Here is a 25243-nt window from a genome sequence, read left to right on the forward strand (position 1 = left end):
CGGGCGCACGCCGGTCGTTGAGCGAGACGAAACGACACCCCCACCGCGTTTCGTCTCGTCGCTGCGCTCCTCGCTCAACGACCGGGCCGCAGCGCCCCGCGCGACTCAGCCGAGCCGCTCGATGATCGTCGCGTTCGCCATGCCGCCGCCCTCGCACATCGTCTGCAGACCGTAGCGTCCACCGGTTGCCTCGAGGTAGGCCAGCATCGTTCCCAGCAGCCGCGTGCCCGACGCGCCGACCGCGTGCCCGAGGGCGATCGCGCCGCCCCACGGGTTCAGCTTTGCCGGGTCGGCGCCGATCTCGGCCAGCCACGCCAGCGGCACCGACGCGAACGCCTCGTTCACCTCGTACGCGTCCAGGTCGTCGATCGACAGTCCGCTCCGCTGAAGGATCCGCCGCGTCGCAGGAATCGGACCGGTCAGCATCATCAGCGGGTCATCGCCGACCACCGCGAACGAGTGGAAACGCGCTCGCGGTGTGAGTCCCAAGGCCCTCGCCCGTTCCTCGCTCATGATGAGCACGGCCGAGGCCGCGTCGGTCAGGGGCGAGGAGTTACCCGCCGTGATCTGCCACGACAGCTCCGGGAAGCGTTCAGCCAGCTCCTCGGTCCGGAACGCCGACGCGAGCCCCGCGAGCTTCTCGGGCGTCGTCCCCGCTCGAACGGTCTCATCGCCCGTCGCCTCGACGCCGTCCACCGGGACCACCTGCGATGCGAACCGCTCGTCCGCCCAGGCCTCCGCTGCGCGCCGGTGCGACTCGGCGGCGAACCCATCCAGCTCCTCGCGCGACAGCCCCCAGCGCGACGCGATCAGCTCCGCCGACACCCCCTGGTTCACAAGACCCTCGGGATATCGAGCACGCAGTCCGGATGCCACGGATCCGCCCTGCCGCGACGACCCGAGCGGCACGCGGCTCATCGATTCCACTCCCCCGGCGATCACGATGTCGTACGCTCCGGCGATCACGCCCTGTGCGGCGAAATGCGCCGCCTGCTGGCTCGATCCGCACTGCCGGTCGATCGTCGTCGCCGGCACCGTCTGGTCGAACCCCGCCGCGAGCACGGCCTGGCGGGCGATGTTCATCGCCTGATCGCCGATCTGGCTCACGCATCCGAGGATCGCATCGTCGACCTGCGCCGACTCCAGCCCGTTCCGCTCGAGCAGGCCCTTCAGCATCCCGGCGGCGAGATCCACCGGATGCACCCCGGACAGCGCACCGCCCGGCTTCCCGCGGCCCGCGACCGTGCGCACCGCGTCGACGATCACCGCCGACCTCACAGCGCCAGCCTCCGATCCGGGGTGGCGTACGAGCTCCGCTGCTCGATCACCGCGAGGGTGCACCGCGAGATGCAGACCAACCTGTCCGCGTCGTCCACGATCCGGATCTCCCACACGTGCGCCCGTCGGCCCAGATGCACCGGCGACGCGGTGGCGGTGACCCACCCCGACGAGACCGGACGCACATGATTGGCGTTGATCTCCTGCCCCACAACGTGGAACTTCTCCCGGTCGACGGCGAGGTACCCCGCCCACGACGCCAGCGTCTCGGCCACGGCGACCGACGCCCCGCCGTGCAGCACACCCGCCGGCTGCGTGGTGCGGTGATCCACCGGCATCCGGCCGACGAGCGCGTCATCTCGCACCTCGACGATCTCGATGCCGAGGTTCTCGATCATCGTGCCGGACGCCATCGCGTCGAGATCGACCGCGGCGACGTCGCCGAACCAGATGCTCACCCGGCGGACTCCTCCGGGCGGTCGGCGGCGGCGAGGACGGCCTCGTCGGGCACGTACCCCTCGATGTGCCGCTCGTTTGGTCCGTTGTACTCCGATAGGGGACGGATGAGCGCATTGGCGCCCAGCTGCTCGATGACGTGCGCCGTCCACCCGACGATCCGCGCGGCGACGAACAGCGGTGTGAAGGTGAGGGTGTCGAAGCCCATCAGGTTGTAGGCGGGACCGGAGGGGTAGTCGAGGTTCGGGTAGATGCCCTTCCGCGAGACGAACTCCGATTCGAGCGTCTCGTACAGCGCGAGCACATCGGGTCGGTCGTAGTGCGCGACGAGGGTGTCGAGCGCCGCCTTCATGGTCGGCACCCGCGAGTCGCCGCGCTTGTACACGCGGTGCCCGAAGCCCATGATCTTGCGCTTCTCGGCGAGCGCGGCGTCGAGCCACGGCACGACGTTCTCGGCCGAGCCGATCTCGTCGAAGATGTGCAGCACGGCCTCGTTCGCGCCGCCGTGAAGGGGGCCCTTCAATGCGCCGACCGCGCCGACGACCGCCGAGTACAGGTCGCTGAGCGTCGAGGCGATGACCCGGGCGGTGAAGGTCGAGGCGTTGAAGGAGTGCTCGGCGTAGAGGATCATCGACCGGTTGAACGCGTCGACGACGACCGGATCGGCCTCCTCGCCGAAGGTCATCCAGAGGAAGTTCGCCGCGTAGTCGAGGTCATCTCGGGGCGCGACGGGCTGCTGACCCCGGCGGCGACGCTGACCGTAGGCGACGATGGCCGGGAGGACGGAGAACAGACGGATGCTGCGCGAGAGGTTCTCCTCCGCGGAACCGCTCGCGTCGAGAACCGAGCCGCTTCCGGCCAGATCCCGGGCACCGATGAGGCTCAGGGCCGTTCGCACCTCATCCATCGGGTGCGCATCGAGGGGCACCAGGTCGATCGCGGCCCGCACGTCGGCGGGGAGGGCACGGTACGAGCGCTCGGTCGCCCGCAGCTTGGCGAGCTCGACCTCGGTCGGCAGCTCGCCGTTCCACAGCAGATACGCCACCGCCTCGAACGGCTGGGTCGCGGCGAGCTCCTGCACCGGGTACCCGCGGTACAGCAGCGAGTTGGTCTCGGGGTTGACCTTGGAGACCGCCGTGTAGTCCACGACGACGCCGGCGAGGCCCTTCTTGATGTCGGTCACGCGATCTCCTATCGGTCGATCTGGAAGGTGAAGATGTCCTGGTCGAAATGGGCGTACTGCTCGTAGTCGATGAGGTCGTACAGGTCGGCGCGGTGCTGCATCTCGCCGAGCCTGGAGGATAGGTGCCCCTCGTCCACGAGCGTATCGAGAGCCCGCGACGCTGCACCCATCGCGATCCGCAGGAGCGACACCGGCCAGATGACGATGTTCACCCCGACGTCGCGCAGCTGGGACACGGAGAAGAGGTCGCTCTTGCCGAACTCGGTCATGTTGGCCAGGATCGGCACGTCGATCGCGCGCCGCACCGCCTCGAACTCCGACAGGTCGCGCATCGCCTCGGGGAAGATCGCGTCCGCCCCGGCGTCGACGAGCGCGCGTGCCCGGTCGATCGCGGCATCCCGTCCCTCCACCGCACGGATGTCGGTGCGCGCCATGATGAGGAAGTCCGGGTCGCGCCGCGCATCCACCGCTGCGCGGACGCGCTTGATCGCCGTGTCCTCATCGACGACCGACTTGCCGTCGAGGTGCCCGCACCGCTTCGGGTTGACCTGGTCCTCGATGTGCATGCCGGCGATGCCGGCGTCTTCGAGGGTCTGGATGGTGCGGGCGACGTTCATCGGCTCGCCGAAGCCGGTATCGGCGTCGATCAGCGCCGGGAGGTCGGTCATGCGGGCGATCTGCTGGCCGCGGCCGGCCACCTCGGAGAGGGTGGTCAAGCCGATGTCGGGCAGGCCGAGGTCGGCGGAGAGCACGGCTCCCGAGATGTAGACGCCCTCGAAGCCCTTCCGCTCGATGAGGCGTGCCGACAGCGGGTTGAAGGCCCCGGGGAACCGCAGCAGTTCACCCGAGGCGAGGCGCTCGCGGAACGCGCGACGCTTCTCGTGCGCCGGCACGGTGGAGTACAGCATCATCGGCCTCCGGTGGGTGCGGGCGTTTCGACTCGCTGCGCTCGCTCAACGACCGCGACTCGCTGCGACGCGACGAAGCGTCGCATCAGAAGAGGCCCTTCGGCGCCGGCGCGGTGGCGAGCACCCCCGGCTTGGCGACGATCGACAACTGCCGCACCTCGTCGGCGGTGAGTTCAGGCAGACGCTCGACCAGGCCGAGGAAGCGCTCGATCTCCTCGGGAAGGAGCACCGGCTCGGCGAGCAGCCGGAACTTCCGCACATAGTCCTCGCGGACGAACGGGCGCGCCCCGAGCGGATGCGCGTCGGCGACCGCGATCTCGTCCTCGATCACCGTGCCGTCGGTGAGCGTGATCACGACGCGCCCGCCGAACGCCTTCTCGTTCGGGTCGTCGGAGTGGTACCGGCGGGTCCACTCGGCATCCTCGGCCGTGGTGATCTTCCTCCACAGCGCGACGGTGTCCTCGCGCCCCGCCCGCTCGGGCGTGTACGAGTCGACGTGATGCCACCCGCCGTCCTGCAGCGCGACGGCGAAGATGTACGGGATCGAGTGGTCGAGGGTCTCCCGCGAGGCGGTGGGGTCGAACTTCTGCGGGTCGTTCGCGCCCGAGCCGATCACGTAGTGGGTGTGGTGCGAGGTGTGCAGCACGATCGACTCCACCTGCGCGGGGTCTGCGACCACCGGGTGCTCGCCGTGGAGCTTGCGCGCCAGGTCGATCCAGGCCTGCGCCTGGTACTCGGCCGAGTGCTCCTTGGTGTACGAGTCGAGGATCGCGCGCTTGGGCTCGCCCGCCGCGGGAAGCGGCACGTCGTACGACGCGTCGGGCCCGTCGAGCATCCAGGCGATCACCCCGTCCTCGCCCTCGTAGATCGGCGAGGGCGACGTCTCGCCGCGCATCGCCCGGTCGACCGCTTCGACCGCCATCTTCCCGGCGAAGGCGGGCGCGTGCGCCTTCCACGTCGAGATCTCGCCCTTCCGCGACTGCCGTGTCGCCGTCGTGGTGTGCAGCGCCTGGCCGACGGCCTGATAGATCGTCTCGACGGGAAGGCCCAGAAGCGTGCCGATGCCCGCGGCCGCCGAGGGCCCGAGGTGGGCGACGTGGTCGATCTTGTGCTTGTGCAGGCAGATCGCCCGCACCAGGTCGATCTGGATCTCGTACCCGGTGGCGATGCCGCGCAGCAGTGCCCGCCCGTCGGCGCCCACGTGCTGGGCGACGGCGAGGATCGGCGGGATGTTGTCGCCCGGGTGGGAGTAGTCGGCTGCGAGGAAGGTGTCGTGATAGTCGAGCTCGCGCACGGCGACCCCGTTCGCCCACGCCGCCCACTCGGGGCTCGTGCGACGCTCGAGCGCGCAGCCGAAGATCGTCGCACCCTCGCCTCCGACCGACACGGCGTGGTCGAGAGCCTGCTGGCGCGCCGCGCTGACGGGAGCCCGCGTGAGCGAGGCGGCCGCGACCGCGGCGTTGTCGATGATCCGGTTGATGACCATGTCGGTCGCCTCGGCGTCGACCTCCACGGGGTCGGCGGCGACCTCGGCGATGTGCCAGGCCAGCTGCCCCTCCCGGGCGAGGTGCTCATCGCTGCGGTGGACGCGCAGGTGGTGCGTGACGGTCATGCTGCTCCTTGCTGAGTGCGGGGGGATGCGATCACGTGCGAGAGCGCGTGGTGCAGGTGGACGTGGGTCGCGTGCGCGGCGAGATCGGCGTCGCCGTCCGCGATGGCCTGGGCGATGAGGTGGTGTTCGATGACGGATGCCGCGAGGCGGCCGGGATGCTCCCGTGCCAGTCGGCGCACCCTGACCAGGTGCGTGCGCACGTTCCGCAGGGCCGCGGCGAGGTAGTCGTTGCCGTGCGCCTCGTCGAGGGCGGAGTCGAAACGCGCGATGAGGGCGTAGTACTCGTCGCGCGCGGCCGCACTGCTGACGTCGACGTCGGCGAATCGCTGCGCCAGCTCGACGAAACGCCGGCGATGGTGGCTGCGGGCGGCGGCGCGCACCGCCGCCTCCTCGAGGGCGCGACGCACCTCGAACAGGGCGCGGATGTCGTCCCCGTCGATCGGCGCCACGACCGTCATCCGCGGGGACTGCTGCACGACGAGCCCGTCGGCGACGAGTCGTGCGAGCGCTTCGCGCAGCGGCGTGCGACTGACGCCGAGACGGGTGGACTGCTCCACCTCGCCGAGCACGGCGCCGGGAGGGAGGACCCCCTGCTGGATCTCGTCGAGGAGGGTCGCGTACGCCCGATCGCTTGCTCGCACAACACCTCCCTGTGGCCATGGCCAGTGTATACAGATCACACCGCAGACCACACTTGAAGGCGCGCGAAGGCGGACGCCGGTATACACACGCTCGCCCAAAACACATGCTTCACAAATTCGTGAAACGCGTGTACGGTCGGGCGCATGACGGAGATCGTGCGGACCCGGGACCTCACCAAGCGGTACGGCCGCGTCGCAGCGCTGGACGGACTCAACCTCACCGTGACCGCCGGTCAGGTCCACGGGTTCCTGGGTCCGAACGGTGCCGGGAAGTCCACGACGATCCGGATCCTCCTCGGGCTCGCCCGCCGGACGGCCGGTGAGGCCGTCGTGTTCGCTGGCGACCCGTGGCGCGACGCGAGCGCGCTGCATCGTCGCATCGCCTACGTCCCGGGCGACGTCAGCGTGTGGCCGAACCTGACGGGCGGTGAGGCCATCGACTTCCTCAGTCGCCTGCGCGGGGCGGGCCGCCGCGACGAAAGGTACCGCGCCGCGAAGAACCGGCTGTGCGAGGTGTTCCAGTTCGATCCGCGCAAGAAGGGCCGGACCTACTCGAAGGGCAATCGGCAGAAGGTCGCCCTCATCGCCGCCTTCGCCGTCCCCGCCGACCTCTACATCTTCGACGAGCCCACCAGCGGCCTCGACCCGCTCATGGAACTGGTGTTCCGATCCGAGCTGCAGCGCGTGCGCGGGGCCGGGGCGACCGTGCTGCTCTCCAGCCACATCCTCCCCGAGGTCGAACAGGTCTGCGACCACGTCTCCATCATCCGCGCGGGCCGGATCGTCGAGACCGGCACGCTCGCCGAGCTCCGCCACCTCACCCGCACGTCCGTGTCCTTCACCGCGGGCGCCGGATCACCGCCGTCCATCCCCGGTGCGCACGATCTCGAGTCCGACGGCGGCCGCGTCCGCTTCTCCCTCGACAGCGACCGGGTCACCGACGCCCTTCCGGAGCTCGCCCGCCTGGGAGTGGAAGGGCTCCGCATCGAACCGCCGAGCCTGGAGGACCTGTTCCTCCGCCACTACGGCGACGACGTCTCCGCCGGCCGGGAACACTCGTGATCCTCCTCGGACGACGGCTCCGGCGCGACGGCGTGCAGCTGCTCGCCTGGATCCTCGCGACAGCCGCGCTCTGCGTCGCCGCCACGGCGGGCGTCGCCGAGGCGTTCGGCACCGAGGCCGACCGTCAGACGCTCCTCGCTCTTGCGGTCGCCAACCCGGTGGTGCTGCTCTTCCGCGGTCTGCCCTCGGGTGCCGACGAGGGTGCGTTCCTCGTCTTCACGATCCTGCCGTTCCTCGTTCTGCTGGGTGGCCTGATGGCCGCCTTCCTGGCGGTGCGTCACACGCGCGCCGAGGAGGAGACGGGTCGCGCCGACACCGTCTCGGCGACACCCGCCGCACGCCGGGCACCGTTCGTCGCGACGGTCGTGCACGGCCTGCTCGCCGGCCTCCTCCTCGGAGCCGCCATCACGGGCGCGTTCCTCGCCTCCGGGCTCCCCCTTCGGGGCAGCGTCGCGGTGGGCGCGGCGGTCGCCACCTCCTCGGCGGTGTTCCTCGGGGTCGGGCTGCTCGGCGCGCAGCTGTTCCGCAGCTCGCGGGCCGCCAACTCCGCCTCGGTGGCGACGATCCTCACCACCTTCCTCCTCGCCGGCATCGGCAACGCCCTCGGCACACCCTCCGACGACCTCACCCGTGTCGAGAGCTCGGCGCTCAGCTGGGTCTCTCCGTTCGGCTGGGCCGAGAACGTGCGCGCCTTCGCGGACGACGACGTCCGCCCCGTCCTCCTCGGCGCCGTCGTCGCGGTAACTCTGGTCGGTCTCGCCGCCGCGCTGCAGGCGCCGCGCGATCTCGGCGCGGGCGTCATCGCCTCAAGGCCAGGCCGCGCCGCGGCATCCGCTCTGCTCTCCCACCCGCTCGGACTCGCCATCCGGTTGAGCGCCGGCTCTCTGGTGGCCTGGGCGATCGGAGCCGCCGCCGTCGGGGCCCTCTCCACCACTCTCAGCGACGTCATCGACGAACTCGCCACCGACAATCCGGCCGTCACCGCGATCCTCGACCGGATGGCGGTGGAGGGGTCGATGGACCAGGGACTGCTCGTGACCTTCTTCGTGATGGTGGGCACCCTCGCGGCCTGCTTCGGCGTGCAGACCGTGCAGCGCGCACGGCAGGAGGAGGTCCACGGCACCGCCGAGCAGACGCTCGCCACCCCGGTCGCTCGGACCATGTGGCTCGCGGGGTTCGTCGCCACGGCGCTCGCAGGTCTCGTCGTCATCGTCGCGGTCGCCGCCGTCACAGCCGCCGGTGCGCTGCTCGCGCGCGGCGGCGACCCCGCGCTCCTCGGCGACATCGCGATCGCGGGCCTCGGACAGGTCGCGGGCGCTGCCGTCTTCCCGGTGCTGACAGCCCTGGTGTTCACCGTCCTCCCTCGCGCCACCACGACGCTCGGCTGGGTGCTGGTCATCGCCGCGGCATCCCTCGCCCTCTTCGGCACCCTCGTCGGGCTCGACGACGACATCATCTCGCTCTCACCGTTCGCCGCCGGTCCCGTCCCCGCCGCCGACGGCGTCTCGTGGAACGGCGGCCTGTGGCTCGTCGCCCTCACCGTCGTCGGGGTAGCGTCGAGCGTGATGCTCATGCGACGCAGAGAGGTTGCCACGGGTGGCTGACGCCGAGAGATCCCACCCGGGGGTCGAGCGCGCGGAACGGGCCGCGGCGATGCTGGCCGCGGCCGGGATGCCGCGCATGCCCGCCCGCGTGATGATGGCCCTGGTCGGCTCACCCGACGAGGGCTACTCCGCCGCCGACCTCGCCGAGCGCCTGGGCGTCTCGCCCGCCGCCGTCTCGGGCGCGGTCCGCTACCTCGAGTCGATGCGCATGGTGCACCGCCTCTCGCGGCCCGGCGAACGGATCGCCCGATTCGATCTCATCGACGACGGCTGGCGGTCGATGGTCATCTCGCAGTCGCCCATGTACGGGCGGCTCGCCGACGACATCGACGCGATCGCCGACGACAACGCCGACGCCCCGGCGTCGGTGGAACGCGCACGCGACATCGCCGGGTTCCTGCGCTACCTCGAGAAGCGGATGCCGGAGCTCGTCGTCGAATGGCAGGAATCGACCGGCAGGAGCCCGACCCCATGACAGCACCCGTGACGGGTACGGCCATCGCCTCCGCGCCCGCGGGCGTCTTCCACGGCGACGCCCTGAGCAGCGGAGGGCGCCGCTGGCGCGGCATCCGCTACGCCCTCTCCACCGCTGGTGACGGGCGGTGGCGACCCTCCGAACCCGCCCCGCCGTCGGCCGACCCCGTCGAGGCGCGGTCGTTCGGACCCGCCGCCCCGCAGGGCCACACTCCGGCGGTGAAGCTTCCCGACGACACCCCCACCGACGAGGACTGCCTGACGCTGAACATCTGGAGTCCGGATGCCGCGGACGGGCGTCCCGCCCCGGTGATGGTGTGGCTCCACGGGGGCGCGTACATCTTCGGGGCGAGCAGCCAGGCGATGTACGACGGCGCCGCGCTCGCGCGCGCCGGGGCGGTCGTGGTGACGATCAACTACCGGATCGGCGCGCTGGGGTTCCTCGATCTCACCCGGGTGTTCCCGAACGAGGGGTTCACCGCCAATCCGGCGCTCGGCGACATCCTTCTCGCCCTGCGGTGGGTGCAGAGCAACATCGCCGCCTTCGGCGGCGACCCCGAGCGCGTGACGGTGTTCGGCGAGTCGGCCGGCGGGGGCCTCGTCACGACCCTCCTCACGAGCCCCGCCGCCGAGGGCCTGTTCTGGCGGGCGATCGCCGAGTCCTCACCCGCCTCGAGCGTCTACGACGCCGAACGTGCGGCGGGGGTCGCCGATCGCATGCTCACCCAGCTGGGCGTCTCCGACGTCGCGGGGCTCCGGGCGGCAGACCCCGCCGCGATCGTCGCCGCGCAGATGGCGGTGTTCGCCGCGACCCCCGAGGCAGAACCGGGCACCATCGCCTTCGCCCCCGTCGTCGACGGCGACCTCGTGCCCGAGGCGCCCGCCGCCGTGCTCGCGCGCGGCGACGGACACCCGGTGCCGCTCCTCATCGGCACGAACCGCGACGAGGCGTCGCTGTTCCGCATGATGAAATCGCCCCTGCTCCCCGTCGACGACGCCTCGATCGACCGCATGATCGCCGACCTCTCTCGCGAACGCCCCGAGCTCGAGGTGCCGACGCGGGACGAGGTGCACGCCGCCTACGAGGGAGTGCGCCATCACGCCATCGGCATGGGCATCGCACGCGACATCGGCTTCCGCATGCCGACGCTCTGGGTCGCCGAGGGCCACAGCCGTCGCGCACCGACCTGGCTGTATCGCTTCGACCACGCAACCCCCATGCTGAAGCTGCTGCGCATCGGGGCGACCCACGGGTCGGAGCTGGCATACGTCTGGGGCACCTTCGGTGTGAACTCCCCCGACATCACCTTCCGCCTCGGCGGGCGACGCGACGCCGAGCGGATCTCCGAGCGCATGCGCGAGCGGTGGGTCACTTTCGCGGCGGGCATGGCTCCGGATGCCGCGGACGCCGAAGCCTGGCCGCCCTACGACACCGCTGAGCGGGCGACCCTCGTCATCGAGACCGTCGACAGGGTCGTGCCCGACCTCGATCAGAAACTGCGGGAGAGCTGGGGCGACACGGTCCTCGCCTTCCCCTGAGTGGGGCGCACGCGCGAGCCCGGGTAGCGTATCGGGGTGACCAGCTACACCGTTGCCACCGACGGCGCCTGCAAGGGCAACCCCGGCCCGACTGGCTGGGCGTGGGTCGGCGAGGACGGCCACTGGGCCGCCGGGTCGATCGCGCTCGGCACCAACAACATCGGCGAGCTCACCGGCCTCCTGCGCGCGATCGAGGACCACCGTGACGTCGCCGACCTCATCGTGCAGGCCGACTCGATGTACGCCATCGACACCTACACGAAGTGGATGGACGGCCACCGCCGCCGCGGTTGGAAGACCTCGACCGGGTCGCCGACGAAGAACCGCGACCTGCTCGAGCAGCTGATCGCGGCGCGCGACGCACGACGCGCGGCGGGCCTCCCCGATGTCGTGCTGCAGCACGTGCGGGGCCACTCCGGTCATGTGCTCAACGCCTGGGCCGACGAGCGCGCGGTGCGCGCCGCCGAGCACGCCGCCGAGGGGAAGGAGAGCGCCTGGTCGTCCCTGGGCTCTCATCCGAAGCTGGATGTCGCGGCGGCGCCGAAGAACGGACGCTGACCGGCCCCGACGCGGGCCCGCGGTTCTAGCCTGGAACCGTGGCAGAGGAGCCCGACCGCCTGCGCGCTGAGGAGCGCGCCGAGCTGCGCGCGCTCCAGCGGCGGGCATACGGCCCCGACGCCGACATCCACACCGACCCCGCGGCGCTTGCCCGGTTGCGCGTGTTGGAAGCCGCCGCAGCGCGGCCGGCGCCGCCGCCGGGTGGGGATGGTCGCGCCGCAGGCATGACCGGCGGCGGAGGCACGACCGGTGGCGCAGGCACGACCGGCACCCCGGTCGACGACCCGGTCGAGGCCGAGCCCGGCGCCGACGCTGCGACAGCAGCATCCGCTCTCCCCCGTCGCGCCACCGGGCGGTCGACCCTGTGGCTCGTCGCCGGCGGCGTCGCCCTGGTGGTCGCGGGCACCGCGCTCGCCGCGTCGACCATCGGACCGCCCCCGGCGGAGGGCGACGACCTCGCAGCCGTCCGACAGGATGCCGCCGACGCCGCGGCGGAACGCCTCGCGCGGGACGACGACGCGCCTCACCGGAACCCCTACGAGCTCTATTTCGACGGAAAACGGGACGAGGTCCTCACCCTGCCGGGCGCGGAGGGCGTCGCATCCCGCGTGGTGTACGACCAGTTCCGGCCCTACGGCACGCTCTACGGCCGCCTCGTCGGGGCGGGGCCGACTGCGGACGACCGGTTCTGCATGATCGTGGAGAGCAGCCCCTCGGCGGTTACGGTCTGCCTCGATCCGGCGATCTGGGGGTTCGCCCCGCTGCCGAAGACCCTCGTCTTCCCCGCACCGCAGTTCGACGCCGCCTCGCCCGGCGAGGTCGCCTACGTCGGGTACACGCTCGAGCCCGATGGGCAGGTCGTCGCGCGCCCGGGAGTCGATCCCGCGTCGGCATCCGAGCCCGAACCCACCCGCACGGCCGTCCCGGCGCCCGGCACCCAGTAGCCCGTCCTCACGCCGCCCCCGCGCCGTGTGCGCGGCGCGCGCGACCGCCGGCCCGCGCGTCACACCTCGGCGAGCCGCGCCTCCAGGGCGTCGATCGCAGGGCGCTGCCCCTTCACGAGGCGCTCCCGCGCGAGGTCGAATCCCACCCACTCGGCCCGGTCGACCTCGGGGAACATCGCCCGTCTGCCCGACCGCGGGGGCCACTCCATCTCGAACTCGCCGAAGCCCGACGTCGGGGCGTCGAACCCCGCGCCGTCTCCGACGAACACGGTCACCCGCTTCCCCGACGAGTACGGGTAGGTGCCGAGCTCGGCGTAGTCGGCATCGGGCGCCTCGACACCCAGTTCCTCGCGGAACTCGCGCCGCGCGGCATCCAGCGGCGACTCGTCGTCGCCGAACTCGCCCTTCGGGATCGACCATGCGCCGGCATCCTTCTTCGCCCAGAACGGCCCGCCCATGTGGGCGATGAGCACCTCGGGGTGCTCGCCGAGCCGGAAGAGGAGGATGCCGGCGCTGCGCATCAGGTGAGGCGCTTCTTCGGCGACACCCCGTAGGTGTGCTCGGGGTCGGCGAAGACGGCCCCGCCGAGCGCGGTGTCGATCGCCGCCATGGTGTCGGCGTCGAGCGTCACCCCCGAAGCCTTGACGGTGTCGGCGAGCTGTTCGGGGCGAGAGGCCCCCACGAGCGCCGCGGCGACATTCGGGTTCTGCAGCACCCACGCGATCGCGAGTTGCGGCATCGTGAGCCCCGCCTGTTCGGCGATCGGCTTCAGCCGCTGCACGGCCTCGAGCACCTCGTCGCGCAGGAACCCCTTGATGAACTGCGCACCGCTCTTCTCGTCGGTCGCGCGGGATCCCTCGGGCACCGGCTGGCCGGGCAGGTATTTGCCGCTGAGCACACCCTGGGCCATCGGCGACCACACGATCTGCGAGATGCCGAGCTCTTCCGACGCGGGGACGACCTTCCCCTCGATGACCCGCCAGAGCATCGAGTACTGGGGCTGGTTCGAGATGAGCTGGATGCCGAGGCTCTTCGCCAGGGCGTAACCCTCGCGCAGCTGCTCGGCGGTCCACTCCGAGACTCCGATGTACAGGGCCTTACCCTGGCGGACGACGTCGGCGAACGCTTGGAACGTCTCCTCGAGCGGCGTCTCGTAATCGAAGCGGTGCGCCTGGTAGAGGTCGACGTAGTCGGTGCCGAGGCGCTTCAGCGACCCGTTGATCGACTCCATGATGTGCTTGCGGCTGAGTCCGGTGTCGTTGGGCCCCCCGGGTCCGGTGGGGAAGTACACCTTGGTGAAGATCTCCAGCGACTCCCGCCGCTGGCCCTCGAGCGCCTTCCCGAGCACGACCTCGGCGGCGGTGTTGGCGTAGGTGTCGGCGGTGTCGAAGGTGGTGATGCCGGCGTCGAGAGCGGCGTGCACCGTCTTCACGGCGGCGTCGTCCTCGACCTGCGAGGCGTGCGTCACCCAGTTGCCGTAGGTGATCTCCGAGACCTTCAGTCCACTGTTTCCGAGATAGCGGTATGCGACCACGATGTGTTCCTCCTTCGAGAGGGTTCAGGGCACGCGGTAGCCGGCGGCACGGAAGAGCTCGTACCACTCGGCCCGCGTGAGGGGGATGTCGGAGCCGAGCGCGGCACCCTGCACGCGCTCGATGGTGGTGGTGCCGAGCACCACCTGCATGTTCGCGGGATGCCGCGTGATCCAGGCGGTGGCGATGGCGATGGCCGGCACGTCGTAGACCTTCGCGAGGCGGTCGATGACGGCGTTCAGCTCGGCGTACTCGGGGGAACCGAGGAAGGTTCCGGTGAAGAAGCCGGCCTGGAACGGCGACCAGGCCTGCACGGTGATGCCGTGGAGGCGGCAGTAGTCGACGATCCCGCCGCCGTCGAGCACGACCGACTGCTCGGTGCCCGCCATGTTCGCCGCGACTCCCTGCGCGATGATCGGCGCGTGGGTGATCGACAGCTGCAGCTGGTTCGCCACGATCGGCTGCGTCACGGCGGTCTTCAGCAGCTCGATCTGCGCCGGAGTCTGGTTGGAGACCCCGAAGGCGCGGACCTTGCCCGCGCTCTCGAGGTGGTCGAACGCCCGGGCGACCTCCTCGGGCTCGACGAGCGCATCGGGGCGGTGCAGAAGCAGGATGTCGATGTAGTCCGTCTTCAGCGCCTTCAGTGACCCTTCGACCGAGGTGACGAGGTGGTCGTAGGAGAAGTCGAAGTACGGCCCCTCGCGGACGATGCCCGCCTTGGTCTGGATCGTGACCTGCGCGCGCTCGCTCGGCGAGAGTCGCAGCGCGTCGGCGGCGCGGGCCTCGCAGCCGTGCAGCTCGTTGCCGTAGACGTCGGCGTGATCGAAGAAGTCGATTCCCGCGTCTCGGGCGGCGGCGACCAGCGCCCTGATCTCATCGTCGGTCTTGTCGGCGATGCGCATCATGCCGAGGACGACGTTGGGCGCATCGATGCTGCCGAGGGGGATCCTTCTCATGGACGTTCCTTCTCCAGGGGGCGGACGGGCTCCCCACCCTAGGCCGTGGACCTTCCGCTCGTCCGGCCTGGACAAAGACGCGGCGAGGCGTCAGGCTTCGCCGTCGGACGCATCGCCCTCGGCCACATCACCACGCAGACGCAGGGCACGCCGGAGGCTTCGCAGCAGCAGCAGAAAACCGCCGAGGGCGACGAGGCTCCCCAGGAACGGCGACACGGCCACTTCGGCCGTCAGCTCGGGCCCGCCGTCGGCGACCGCGAGCAGAATGCCCATGAGGAGCAGGGCGATCCCGATGGTCGTCACCGTCACCTGGCCGAGCAATCCGTCGAGCCAGCTGCGCTCCGTCGGGTTGGAGAAGCGGCGCAGTTGAACGACGAATGTGCCGTCTTCGAGGGAGCGTCCGACGTTCTCCATGCGCCGGGGCAGGCGTCGGAGCTGCTCGATGAGCAGCGCGCCGTTGGACTGCGCCGACAGCAGGAGGTCGCGGGGGGTGTTCATCAACCGGGCGGTGTGGGGGGCTCGCTCGAGGGCGTGACCGACCATGTCGTACTCGGGCTGCAGCCGCCGCAGCGAGCCCTCGAGGGAGGCGAGGGTTCGGAAGACCAGGAGGAGGGAGGGCGGCATGGCCAGCCGGTGCCCGCGCAGCACGTCGATGAGGGCGCGGAAGACGTTCTCGTCGCCGGTGCCGTTGTGGATCCGCGTCAGCACCACGCCGATGTCGTGCTGCAGCGCGGCGCGGTCGGCGGACGTCCCCCGATCCGGCGCGCAGAGCAGCAGGACGACATCGGTGGCGGCGACGTCGTCTTCGTTGAGGATCGCGATGAGGAAGGGCACGAGGAGATGGCGCATGCTGCGCTCCAGCACGCCGATCGCACCGAAGTCGACGAGGGCGACGCTGTCGTCCTCGCGCAGCACCAGGTTCCCCGGGTGCAGGTCGGCGTGGAAAATTCCGCGCACCGCGATCTGCTCGAACACGCTGTCCACGACGCGGTCGGCGATGGCGACCGCGCGCTCCGGGTCGAGATCTCCGGGCAGGAGCCGACTGAACGGGGTACCCTCGACGCGCTCCTGAACGAGCATGCGCGAGGTCGTGAACTGTCGATACACCCGCGGGACCACCAGCTGCGCGTCGCTCGACCGCGCGATGGCGCCCCGCAGCAGCTCGGTGTTCGCCGCTTCGACCCGGTAGTCGAGCTCCTCCCGCAGCGCCCGCGCGAACTCCACGACGAGGGCTCGCAGGCCGTAGGCGCGCGCCCACTCCATCCGGCGCTCGGCGTCGGTGGCGAGCCGCTCGAGGATGTCGAGATCCGTCGTCACCTGCGCGCGCGCACGCGGCCGCTGGATCTTGACCACGACCGACTCCCCCGTCAGCAGCGTGGCGGCGTGCACCTGCGCGACCGACGCGGCGGCGAGGGGATGCTCCTCCACCGTCGCGAAGACCTCGGCCAGCGGTCGTCCGAGCTCTGCGGCGATCGCCGCCTCCGCCTCGGCCCAGGGGATGGCGGTCGAGTCCATCTGAAGCGTCGAGAGGGCACGGACGAACTCGGGCGGAAGGACGTCCTCGCGCGTGGAGAGGGCTTGACCGAGCTTGACGAAGGTCACGCCCGCCTGGTTCAGGGCGGCGACGAGCGCCGTCGGTAGATCATCGCCGTCGCCGCGCCGGTGACGCTGGTACAGACCGAGACCATGCCGCGAGCCGATGGCGACGATCTGCGCGTAGCGGCGAGCGCGGTCGCGCCGCCGGAGAGCCTGACGGAAGGCGGTGACGGGATTGCGGAAGCCGCGGGAGGGCCACAGGAATTCCACCGACATGATGACCGCGACGACGATCGCGAGCATCCACCCGAGCGTCAGAGCCACGAACGCCAGAGCGATGAAGCCTTCGACGGCGAGGGTGAAGTCGGCGTCGTAGACACCCGACCGCTGCAGCATCCACAGCGCCACCGGGGCGCTGACGAGGAAGACGAGCACGGAGAGGATGAGCGCGCGGATCTCGCCGATCCTCCGGTCGAGCAGGCGACGCGACACCCACGTCGCGATGAGTGCGAAGACGATCGCGAGGAGGCCTACGCTCACCCAGGTCGGCATAGGTCGATTGTGTCAGTGCTTACCGGCGGTGTCAGGCGGGTCGGCAGGCGGACCGAGCAGACCGAGCTCCATCGCCCGCATCACCGCGTGGGTCCGGTCGCTCACCTCGAGCTTGCCGAAGACATGCAGCAGATGGGTCTTGACGGTCGATTCGCCGAGATGCAGTCGCTGGCCGATCTGGCGGTTGCTGAGCCCTTCGGCGACGAGACGCAGCACCTCCCGTTCGCGCGGGGACAGGGCGACCGGGTCGGGGTCCCGGCGCTCGGGACGGGTCGCTCGTGCGACGAGCACCCTCGCGACGCTCGGAGCGAGCGCGACCTCGCCCCCCGCCACCGCACGGATGCCGGCGAGCAGCTCCGCCTCCGGCGCGGCCTTCAGCAGATACCCGCTCGCGCCTGCGCCGATGGCACGGAGGATCGCGTCGTCGTTCTCGTAGGTGGTCAGCACGACGACGCGCGTGGCGGGGAGCGCCTCGACGATGCGGGCGGTGGCCTCGTCGCCGTCGATGCCGGGCAGGCGGAGGTCCATCAGCACGATGTCGGGCGCGAGTGCGGCGGCGAGGTCGACGGCGCGCTCCCCGGTGTCGGCGGTGCCGACGACCTCGAGGTCGACGGCGGCGTCGATGAGGGCGACGATCCCCGATCGGACGATCGGGTGGTCATCGACCACCAGGATGCGGATCAGGGTCTCCTCCCCGCGGCACACGGGCGCGCAACCGCACCGCCCCGTCGGTGCCGTCGACCTCCAGCGCCCCACCCACGAGGGCGAGGCGGTCGCGGAGACCCGGCAGCCCGTATCCCGCCGGAGCCGAGTGGGGATCGAAGCCGCGACCGTTGTTGCCGACCTCGAGCACCGCGCCCGCGTCATCCTGCCGGAGCGCGATGCGCACCCGCTGGGCACCGGAATGCTTGCGGACGTTGGCCAGAGCCTCCTGCGCGCAGCGCAGCAGCCCCACGTCGCGCTCGCGGTCGAGCACGTCGTCGACACCGGAATCGGCCTCGACCGCGACCTCGAGCCCGGTCTCACGACGGAAGCGGTCGGCGAGAGTGTTGAGCGCCGACGCGAGCCCGCCCGAATGTAGTTCGACGGGGGCGCTCCCCGCGACGAGGGTGCGGGTCTCGGTGAGGGCCGCGCGGGCGGCATCCTCGGTGATCTGCAGGGTGTCGTCCGTCAGGGTCCCCCCGGCGAATTCGCGCCGGGCGCGCTGCACGAGCAGCACCACCCCTGCAAGCGACTGGGCGATGGTGTCGTGCAGCTCACGGGAGATGCGCTCCCGCTCGGCTGCGGTGCCGGCCTCGCGGTGAAGGGTGGCGAGCTGGTCCTGCGCGGCGGTGAGTTCGGCGAGCAGGCGTTCGCGGGCCTCGGAGACGAGGTACACCTGCCGCAGCCACAGCCCCATGACGATGTTGAAGGCGTAGGAGATCCCCTGGGTGAGAAGGGCGGTGACCTGCCATCCGGGCTGGTCGCCGGTGCTGACGGCGAAGCCCAGGAACACCGCCACGGTGAGGGCTGCGGTCAGCGCCAGGGTCGGCACGAGTCGCGACTGCAGCGCCCAGAGCGCCGGGAAGGCCCAGAACTGGAGGGCCGCATTGCTCGGCACGAGGGCGGTCATTCCCCCGGCGACGAGGATCGTGACCACCGCGACGACCCACACGCCCGGGGTGTCGGCCGGGATGCGGCGCAGCACGAGCTGGAAGAGCAGCAGGTATCCGGCGCCGATCGCGATCGTCGCGACGAAGAGTCCCCACTCGCCACCGGGCGAGACGGCCACCCAGGCCGCGACCGCGCACGCGACGAGGGCGGCGGCGAGAGAGACCCCCCAGCCCCACGCGCCGACCGCCCCGTCGGTTCGCTCCGGTGCGCTCATTCAGGCATCTCTGCGAATCCAGCGGAAGGTCAGCCGGGCGAGGATGAGTCCCACCACGAGCCAGATGAGAAGCGCGATGAGGGTCTCCTGGTGCTGCCACGATCCCCCCGGCTCGGCGTCGGCGAAGACCTCGGGGAGGAAGACCGAGCGCATCCCCTGGGCGATCCACTTCAACGGGAAGATGGCGGCGAAGTTCTGCAGCCACTCGGGCAGCGTGTCGAACGGGATGAACACCCCGGAGATGAACTGCAGCACGAGCACGATGGGGATGACGACGGCCGTCGCGCTCCGACCGCTGCGCGGCAGGGCGCTCAGGGCGATGCCGAGGACACCGCAGGTGATGGCGCCGAGGAGGAACACCCAGGTGAACGTCAGCCATCGCTCGGGATCGGTCGGGAGGGCGACACCGAAGAACACCGCCGCGATCACGAGGAGCAGGGCGGCCTGGAACACCCCGGTGACGAGCACCTGCCCGAGCTTGCCGATGAAGTACGACACCGGCGAGAGGGGCATGCCGCCCAGGCGTTTCAGTGTGCCGTCGCTGCGTTCCATCGCGATGTCGATCGCCAGCAGCTGGGTACCCGAGAGCAGCAGACCCGCCGCGAGCATCGCGGGCAGGTAGTACCCGGCGGCGGTGACCTCGTCGGAGGGCGGCCCGAAGGTGCTGCTGCTGAAGGCCACCGCGAAGATGAACAGGAACAGCACCGGGAAGAGGAAGGTGAAGAACACCGAGTCGCCCTGGCGGAAATAGGCGCGCACCTCGAAGACGATGCGGCGGAGGCCGAGGCGAACGGTCCGAGCAGGGCCGAACGAGACCTTGTGCGACGCGCGGGTGGTGGTCATCGGGTCACCTCCGTGACGATCTCGGTGTCGGGATCGGATGCGGCATCCTCGCCCTCCACGAAGGACAGGTAGACGTCTTCGAGGCTCGGCCGGACGATCTCGAGGGCCTCGGGCTCGCCGCCGAGTGCGGCGCACAGGTCTGCGACCACGCGCCCCGGCTGGTCGGTGCGCTGCTCGCGCAGCTGCCCGCCCTCGCGCCACCGGACGATGGGGATGCGGGCCTCGGCGCCGCCGAGCTCTCCGACGGGACCGAGCGAGGCGAGCTTGCCGCCGACGACGATCGCCGCGCGCTCGGAGAGCTCGGCGGCCTCGTCGAGGTAGTGCGTGGTCAGCAGGATCGTGGTCCCTTCGCGCTGGAGCCCGCGGATGAGCTCCCAGAAGACCCGTCGGGCCTCCGGGTCGAAACCCGTGGTCGGCTCGTCGAGGAAGAGCAGTTCGGGTGAGCCGATGATCCCGAGGGCGACGTCCACGCGGCGGCGCTGACCTCCGGAGAGCTTGCGCACCGGTGTCTTCGCCTTCTCCGACAGCCCGACCGCCTCGATGACGTCGTCGACACTGCGCGCCCGGGGGTAGAACGACGCGAAGTGCGACAGGAGCTCCTTCACACTCGCCGACGGCGCTTCGCCGGTGCTCTGCAGCACGATCCCGAGCCGCGACCGCCAGCGCAGATCACCCTGTCGGGGGTCGACGTTCAGCACCCGCACCTCGCCGCCGGAGCGGTCGCGGTAGCCCTCGAGGATCTCGATGGTCGTGCTCTTGCCGGCGCCGTTGGGCCCGAGAAGGGCGAAGGTCTCGCCGCGGCGGATGTCGAAGCTCACGCCTTTCAGCGCCTGGAAGCCGCCGCGATAGGTCTTGGTGAGGTCTTCGACCTCGACAACACTGGTCATACTCCGACCATGCCGCATCCAGAGCCCTGCCAGGACAACCTGACGGTGGGTTCGTCATCCACCGTTCGGTGGATGACGCTCAGTTCGACGCGGCCGCCGCGACATCCGCTTCGGTGGCCACCAGCTGCCCGCAGGCGCCGTCGATCTCCTTGCCGCGGGTGTCACGGAGCGTGGTCGGGATGCCCGCAGCGTTCAGGCGCCGCACGAATTCGTTCTGCACGCTCCGCTCCGACGCGGTCCACACCGACCCCGGCGTGGGGTTCAGCGGAATGGGGTTCACGTGCACCCAGCCGCGACCGCGGGCGTTGAGCTTCTCGGCCAGCAGATCGGCCCGCCAGGCGTGATCGTTCATGTCCTTGATCAGGGCGTACTCGATCGAGACGCGGCGCCCGGTCTTGTCGAAGTACTCGCGTGCGGCGTCGAGCGCCTCATCGACCTTCCACTTCGAGTTCACCGGGATCAGCTCGTCACGCAGGTGGTCGTCGGGGGCGTGGAGCGACAGCGCGAAGGTGACGGGGATCTCCTCGGCCGAGAGCTTCCGGATCGCCGGCACGAGTCCCACCGTCGACACCGTGATGCCACGCGCGCTCATGCCGAGCCCGCGCTGCGGGTCGATCATGACGCGCACCGCCTGCATCACCCGGGCGTAGTTGGCCAGGGGCTCGCCCATTCCCATGAAGACGATGTTGGTCACCCGCTCGTCGGGGTGCTCGGCCTTCCCGAGCCCGCCCTCGCGGATCAGGCGGTTGGCGCGAACAATCTGATCGACGATCTCGGCCGCCGACATGTTGCGGGTGAGTCCGGCCTGGCCGGTGGCGCAGAACGGGCAGTTCATGCCGCATCCGGCCTGGCTCGACACGCACAGCGTGATCCGACCCGGGTAGCGCATCAGCACCGACTCCACGAGCGCGCCGTCGTGGAGCTTCCAGAGGAACTTGATCGTGTCGCCGCGGTCGGTCTGCAGCCGCCGCACCTCGGTGAGAAGGGGCGGCAGGAGACCGGCGACGAGGTCGTCGCGGACGGATGCCGGGAGGTCGGTCATCTCGCCTGGGTCGCTGGTGTAGTGGCGGAAGTAGTGCGTCTCGATCTGCTTCGCGCGGAACGCCGGAAGGCCGTGCTCGGTCACCTTCGCGGCCCGCTCGTCGGCGGTGAGGTCGGCCAGGTGCACCGGCGGCTTCCCCCGCTTGGGGCTGGCGAACTGCAGGAGGGGGCGGCCGTCGGCATCCTTCTGCTGCTTCCACCCTTCGGTACGCGGCCGCACCTGGCGGACGGGCCCGGCGGTGCCGCGGGCAGGAGGATTCTCGGTCACCGTCCCAGGGTAGCGGGGGCATCATGGGAAGCGCCCGGGGGCGTCGGTGGTGGGACGGTGTGGGCCTGTGAGAGGCATCCGGATTCTGCGCGCGGCGCGGGTTCACGGAAGGCTCATTTCTTCGAACAGGGGGTCGACCCTCATGCTTTCGGTGTCTCGTATCGGACTTGCCCACCCGAAGAGGTCTCGCTGAGTTGCGACACATAGTTCCGAGAGATGCCCTGCGGTCAATTCCGCGGGGTCACGAGGATGCCGCATTGGACCTACGAGACGTCTCGCAAGGTAAGGGATACGAGACAGGTGGCAGAACAAGGTGTAACAACACACGTCGCCTTCGCTGCGAGCCCCTCGCCGACATGCGGCACCCACGACTGGACCAGTCGTCGCGGCCGGGAACCCCCGCTGGATAGGGTCGGTCCCATGACGCGGGCTCGCAACAGGCGAAATCGACTTCGTGCAGTCACCTCGTTAGCTGTGGTTGCCCTGTCGGCCCCGCTACTCAGTTGTTCGAACACGGTCTCCTTGACGCCAGCGGAGAACGCGAACAGCCCTGACTGTGCCCGCGTTACCGTTTCACTGCCAGACAGCGTCGAGAACGAAGACCGTCGGTGGACCGATGCACAGTCCACCGGAGCATGGGGTAATCCGGTATCCATCATTCTCACCTGTGGTGTCAAGCCACCTGGGCCATCCGAGCTCCCATGCTTCTACCTGGGCGGCACGGACTGGCTTGCCCTGCCCCAAGAGACCAATCTCCAGCGTGTGGTGACTTTCGGGCGCGACCCCGCCGTCGAAGTTGCGATCGCTCGCACCGGAGGCCTGGACTTCGCTGCAGTCCTCGAAGCGCTCGGCGGAGTGGTCGACGCTGCGCTGCCCGTTGCCTCTGCCGAATGTACTGATCGGACTGATGTCCGGACGGCCCCCTAGGTAGCGCAAGGCGAAGGATACGGGACAGGATGTCCGCACGCGCGTCGCTCCCACCGTGCGATCCTCACCGGGCGGGTTGTGCGTCTTCACCCGTTTGAGTTGCTCCGAGAGAGGAATCGAGTGAGCTTGTCGCGTTGTTGAGCCAGATCACTGCCCTACGATGCGCGAAGCCTCAGATCTCACGGCGTTCAGTGCCGCGTTGAGAAGATCCTCCTTTGAGTCGGTGGCGGCGTCCGCGTACGACCATGTGAGCACAGAGCCGCCTTCCGACGTCCGGTGAACTCTCACAATCAACTCAAGCTGAGGATCGGGTCCCTCACTCTGCGCCGCGGCGGCCTGATCACTCGGCTCCCCGGAAAATGTCTGCCAAGTCATTCCATGCTCCATTCAGTCACGAGTACACGCGATGGACTCACTCATGCAGCGGAGGTCAAGTCACCGGGCCCGGAAGAGCGGTCAGGAAGTCGCGCATGCTTCCTTTTGCGGCGATGTGTGCGGCGGCGGCCGGGCGGATCGTAGTTTGGTTAGCGATCTCGTCGGCAGTTAGCCCAGCGTCAGAAAGGCCGCGCACAAGCCGGTCGATGTCGTCGGCGAGCGTCGGGAGCTCACATGGGGATGTTGTCGCGAGAATCGCATGCAGCTTGAGATTGAGTTGCGCGAGAGCGGATGCAACCCCTGCCTCTTCGTCGTTCCCGGCAGGCCGAGGATCACTGAAGACAAAGCGCCAATCCTCATCCACCGTGTCACCCCGACTCCTCCGCGGCCTGACCTCGCGGCGACTGTACCAGGCAGATTCGATCTCGTGCGGAAGCCTGCACGCGCCTTCCACTTCACCCGTTCAAGAACGCATGCGGATCCCTCAGCGTGGGTGCACTGGCCTTTGCAAGGTGGTCCGCTGCTGCGGTGTTAGCGTCGGCCCCATGCGCTTTGCGGGGTATCAGCAGCCGGCTGCACTTCCCCCACGTGGGGCGGTTCAGCAGCGACGCGGGCTCGAGGTCAGCCTGTGGCTGTCGGTCCCGGTCATTCTGGCGCTTGTGCACTTTCTGCAGATCTTTGAGCTGTTCGGCACGGTCGGCTGCGAGGGCGTCTGCGATCTGGATCTCATCTTCGCCGCGCGTGCCGCGTACCCGTGGGAAGTGGCCGTCTCCCTCGCCGTCGCCGCAGGCGCCGCGATCGCGCTCCGACTTCTCGGCAAGCCCACGTTCTGGGCTGGGCTCATTGCCGTGGTGCTGGTTGTGGCGTCAGCGACGGTCACGAGTGTCCTGGTCCAGTCCGGGCTTGCACCGATGTACGAACGAAACGATCGAATCGCGCAGGGTGACCTTCCCGCGGCACCACCACCACTAAGCCCCGTCGGCCAATGGGGAACGGACGCCGACGAGGCCCCGCGCCTGGAATTCCTCCCGGATGGCACGCTCGTCGGCACCGACGGATGCAACGACCTAAGCGGTGAGTGGATTCAAGACCCGGAGGGTGAGATCACTTTGACACTCTTGTCAGTAACGACGGCCGACTGCGACGGGATCGACACCTGGCTGAGCAAAGGACGATCCGCCAGGATCCTGGGGAACTTTCTCTACATCAACGGGCCAACCGGGTCACCCATCGGAGGTCTTGCACCTACGGCGGCAACTGGTCAGAGCTGATTCCAACTGCTCCGTCCAAGGCCCCGGGCATTTGCCACCAGTCGGCGTTCGGCGCTGTCGTCCCGCCCCGCGATCCGCTACCGGGCTGGCGGGTCAGCCAATTCGCCTTGTAGCTGTTGGACTTGCTTCAGGATCCAGTCGGCAAACGTCGCATGTAGCGCAAGGCAAGGGATACGAGACACATCGTGATCCGAGTCATCCGCGCGCATGTGGCTCCTGCCTTGCAGATCTCACGGGTCGGGTCCTGCAAAGAGTCAGATGATGCGAAGCGCTGCTCCGCGACAACCACGCGAGCTATCGGCCTCGCCGTGCGATTGGGGACCAATGTTCGGTCCGGCACAGATTGGAAGCGGCATCACTCGCTACCCTGGGCTGCATGACCCGCGTGTGGCTCTCGGAGTGGGAGTGGGCGTGCTGCGGTGATGCATTTGCGGTCGGCGACGAGGTCGACCTACGCGTCGCCACACGAACCCCGGATCCATCATTGGCCGAACTGCTCGGTTCGGCACTAATCGCCACGGTGGACGCGGTCGAGTCGCACCACGAAGAAGAACTCACCGATCGAGTGCACGGCCGCGTGACCGCCGTACACGCAGTCACGCACGAGGTCGAAGAGCGTCAGTCGTTGCGTCGTCCTGGCCACGGCGCTCCACCTGACGCCGTCATGCCCCCCGAGGGTGAGGATTGGCCGATGGTCCGCCGTGAGCTTGGCGGCGGGGTGTTCGCTGGCTCGCGCCCGTCGCGTTACGTTGTCGAGATCGTGCCTCGACCCGGCACCGCCACGCTGGAGCCCGCCCGCGGCGTGGGGCTGACTTCGCAGGCAGTTGAAGCCACGCCACAACCAGAAAGCGACAGCATAAGCGGCGCCTCCGGCGAACGGAGGGCTCGATTACTCGCCGGGTGGCTGGTCGACATCGACGACACCTGAA

At 69.9% G+C, this 25243-nt stretch carries 26 protein-coding genes; 9 read left to right on the top strand and 17 right to left on the bottom strand.

All coding sequences use genetic code 11. The features are described 5' to 3' along the window. Positions 1-105 precede the first annotated feature (105 nt). The 6 genes from MA875_RS07640 to MA875_RS07665 form a co-directional block, all read right to left on the bottom strand. A complete protein-coding gene (locus MA875_RS07640) occupies positions 106-1278 on the bottom strand; it encodes a thiolase family protein (protein ID WP_248241533.1) in 1173 nt (390 codons plus the stop codon). Then, entirely contained in the window at positions 1275-1736 is a 462-nt protein-coding gene (locus tag MA875_RS07645) for a hotdog fold thioesterase (RefSeq protein WP_248241534.1), read from the bottom strand. Before MA875_RS07645 ends, MA875_RS07640 begins: the two co-directional genes overlap by 4 nt. After that, positions 1733-2917, bottom strand: a complete 1185-nt coding sequence (locus MA875_RS07650; RefSeq protein ID WP_248241535.1) for a bifunctional 2-methylcitrate synthase/citrate synthase — start codon at positions 2915-2917, stop codon at positions 1733-1735. Before MA875_RS07650 ends, MA875_RS07645 begins: the two co-directional genes overlap by 4 nt. 8 nt (positions 2918-2925) lie before the next feature. Then, on the bottom strand, positions 2926-3825 hold the full coding sequence (prpB, locus tag MA875_RS07655; RefSeq protein WP_248241536.1) for a methylisocitrate lyase: 900 nt from the start codon (positions 3823-3825) through the stop codon (positions 2926-2928). 85 nt (positions 3826-3910) lie between these two features. After that, positions 3911-5437, bottom strand: a complete 1527-nt coding sequence (locus MA875_RS07660; protein WP_248241537.1) for an MmgE/PrpD family protein — start codon at positions 5435-5437, stop codon at positions 3911-3913. After that, the gene (locus tag MA875_RS07665; protein WP_248241538.1) at positions 5434-6078 is read right to left on the bottom strand and encodes a GntR family transcriptional regulator; all 645 of its coding nucleotides are present in this window, start codon (positions 6076-6078) and stop codon (positions 5434-5436) included. The genes MA875_RS07660 and MA875_RS07665 overlap by 4 nt, the downstream gene beginning before the upstream one ends. Before the next feature lie 144 nt (positions 6079-6222). On the opposite strand from MA875_RS07665, the gene MA875_RS07670 reads away from it, so the two are divergent. The 6 genes from MA875_RS07670 to MA875_RS07695 are packed head-to-tail and all read left to right on the top strand — an operon-like array spanning position 6223 to position 12259. Beyond that, complete coding sequence (locus MA875_RS07670) at positions 6223-7140, top strand: ABC transporter ATP-binding protein (RefSeq protein WP_248241539.1); 918 nt, start codon at positions 6223-6225, stop codon at positions 7138-7140. Continuing rightward, positions 7137-8744, top strand: a complete 1608-nt coding sequence (locus MA875_RS07675; RefSeq protein ID WP_248241540.1) for an ABC transporter permease — start codon at positions 7137-7139, stop codon at positions 8742-8744. Before MA875_RS07670 ends, MA875_RS07675 begins: the two co-directional genes overlap by 4 nt. Continuing rightward, the gene (locus tag MA875_RS07680) at positions 8737-9219 is read left to right on the top strand and encodes a GbsR/MarR family transcriptional regulator (protein ID WP_248241541.1); all 483 of its coding nucleotides are present in this window, start codon (positions 8737-8739) and stop codon (positions 9217-9219) included. The genes MA875_RS07675 and MA875_RS07680 overlap by 8 nt, the downstream gene beginning before the upstream one ends. Then, complete coding sequence (locus MA875_RS07685) at positions 9216-10757, top strand: carboxylesterase/lipase family protein (protein WP_248241542.1); 1542 nt, start codon at positions 9216-9218, stop codon at positions 10755-10757. Before MA875_RS07680 ends, MA875_RS07685 begins: the two co-directional genes overlap by 4 nt. 36 nt (positions 10758-10793) lie before the next feature. Next, entirely contained in the window at positions 10794-11315 is a 522-nt protein-coding gene (locus MA875_RS07690; RefSeq protein WP_248241543.1) for a ribonuclease H family protein, read from the top strand. A gap of 38 nt (positions 11316-11353) precedes the next feature. Beyond that, complete coding sequence (locus MA875_RS07695; protein ID WP_248241544.1) at positions 11354-12259, top strand: hypothetical protein; 906 nt, start codon at positions 11354-11356, stop codon at positions 12257-12259. 59 nt (positions 12260-12318) lie between these two features. Here MA875_RS07695 and MA875_RS07700 read toward each other — a convergent pair whose 3' ends face one another. The 9 genes from MA875_RS07700 to rlmN all read right to left on the bottom strand — a co-directional run bounded on the left by MA875_RS07700 (position 12319) and on the right by rlmN (position 21741). Beyond that, a complete protein-coding gene (locus tag MA875_RS07700; RefSeq protein ID WP_248241545.1) occupies positions 12319-12780 on the bottom strand; it encodes an NUDIX hydrolase in 462 nt (153 codons plus the stop codon). Further along, the gene (locus tag MA875_RS07705) at positions 12780-13793 is read right to left on the bottom strand and encodes an aldo/keto reductase family protein (protein WP_248241546.1); all 1014 of its coding nucleotides are present in this window, start codon (positions 13791-13793) and stop codon (positions 12780-12782) included. The genes MA875_RS07700 and MA875_RS07705 overlap by 1 nt, the downstream gene beginning before the upstream one ends. 24 nt (positions 13794-13817) lie before the next feature. Beyond that, positions 13818-14747 carry an aldo/keto reductase gene (locus tag MA875_RS07710; RefSeq protein ID WP_248241547.1) on the bottom strand — a complete coding sequence of 310 codons (930 nt, stop codon included), beginning with the start codon at positions 14745-14747 and terminating at the stop codon, positions 13818-13820. 90 nt (positions 14748-14837) lie between these two features. Next, positions 14838-16835 (bottom strand): ABC1 kinase family protein, encoded by a 1998-nt coding sequence (locus MA875_RS07715; RefSeq protein ID WP_248241548.1) that lies wholly within the window; start codon positions 16833-16835, stop codon positions 14838-14840. A gap of 12 nt (positions 16836-16847) precedes the next feature. Beyond that, positions 16848-17507 carry a response regulator gene (locus tag MA875_RS07720; protein ID WP_282448837.1) on the bottom strand — a complete coding sequence of 220 codons (660 nt, stop codon included), beginning with the start codon at positions 17505-17507 and terminating at the stop codon, positions 16848-16850. Then, positions 17494-18702 carry a sensor histidine kinase gene (locus MA875_RS07725; RefSeq protein ID WP_248241549.1) on the bottom strand — a complete coding sequence of 403 codons (1209 nt, stop codon included), beginning with the start codon at positions 18700-18702 and terminating at the stop codon, positions 17494-17496. Before MA875_RS07725 ends, MA875_RS07720 begins: the two co-directional genes overlap by 14 nt. Beyond that, the gene (locus MA875_RS07730; RefSeq protein ID WP_248241550.1) at positions 18703-19545 is read right to left on the bottom strand and encodes an ABC transporter permease; all 843 of its coding nucleotides are present in this window, start codon (positions 19543-19545) and stop codon (positions 18703-18705) included. Then, complete coding sequence (locus MA875_RS07735) at positions 19542-20432, bottom strand: ABC transporter ATP-binding protein (protein WP_248241551.1); 891 nt, start codon at positions 20430-20432, stop codon at positions 19542-19544. The genes MA875_RS07730 and MA875_RS07735 overlap by 4 nt, the downstream gene beginning before the upstream one ends. A gap of 79 nt (positions 20433-20511) precedes the next feature. Continuing rightward, positions 20512-21741 (bottom strand): dual-specificity RNA methyltransferase RlmN, encoded by a 1230-nt coding sequence (gene rlmN / locus MA875_RS07740; RefSeq protein ID WP_248241552.1) that lies wholly within the window; start codon positions 21739-21741, stop codon positions 20512-20514. Between the two features lie 420 nt (positions 21742-22161). On the opposite strand from rlmN, the gene MA875_RS07745 reads away from it, so the two are divergent. Further along, complete coding sequence (locus MA875_RS07745; protein WP_248241553.1) at positions 22162-22668, top strand: DUF3515 family protein; 507 nt, start codon at positions 22162-22164, stop codon at positions 22666-22668. Between the two features lie 147 nt (positions 22669-22815). On the opposite strand, the gene MA875_RS07750 is transcribed toward MA875_RS07745, so the two are convergent. Both MA875_RS07750 and MA875_RS07755 read right to left on the bottom strand, forming a co-directional pair. Beyond that, positions 22816-23043, bottom strand: coding sequence for a hypothetical protein (locus MA875_RS07750; protein ID WP_248241554.1), 228 nt, complete (start codon positions 23041-23043; stop codon positions 22816-22818). A 55-nt stretch (positions 23044-23098) separates the two neighbouring features. Further along, on the bottom strand, positions 23099-23407 hold the full coding sequence (locus MA875_RS07755) for a hypothetical protein (RefSeq protein WP_248241555.1): 309 nt from the start codon (positions 23405-23407) through the stop codon (positions 23099-23101). Between the two features lie 181 nt (positions 23408-23588). Between MA875_RS07755 and MA875_RS07760 the strand changes: the two genes are divergently transcribed. Both MA875_RS07760 and MA875_RS07765 read left to right on the top strand, forming a co-directional pair. Beyond that, positions 23589-24314 carry an META domain-containing protein gene (locus MA875_RS07760; RefSeq protein ID WP_248241556.1) on the top strand — a complete coding sequence of 242 codons (726 nt, stop codon included), beginning with the start codon at positions 23589-23591 and terminating at the stop codon, positions 24312-24314. Between the two features lie 376 nt (positions 24315-24690). Further along, the gene (locus tag MA875_RS07765; RefSeq protein ID WP_248241557.1) at positions 24691-25242 is read left to right on the top strand and encodes a DUF6578 domain-containing protein; all 552 of its coding nucleotides are present in this window, start codon (positions 24691-24693) and stop codon (positions 25240-25242) included. Position 25243: the final 1 nt, after the last annotated feature.

The sequence above is a fragment of the Microbacterium kunmingense genome, from assembly GCF_023155745.1.
GTDB lineage: Bacteria > Actinomycetota > Actinomycetes > Actinomycetales > Microbacteriaceae > Microbacterium > Microbacterium kunmingense.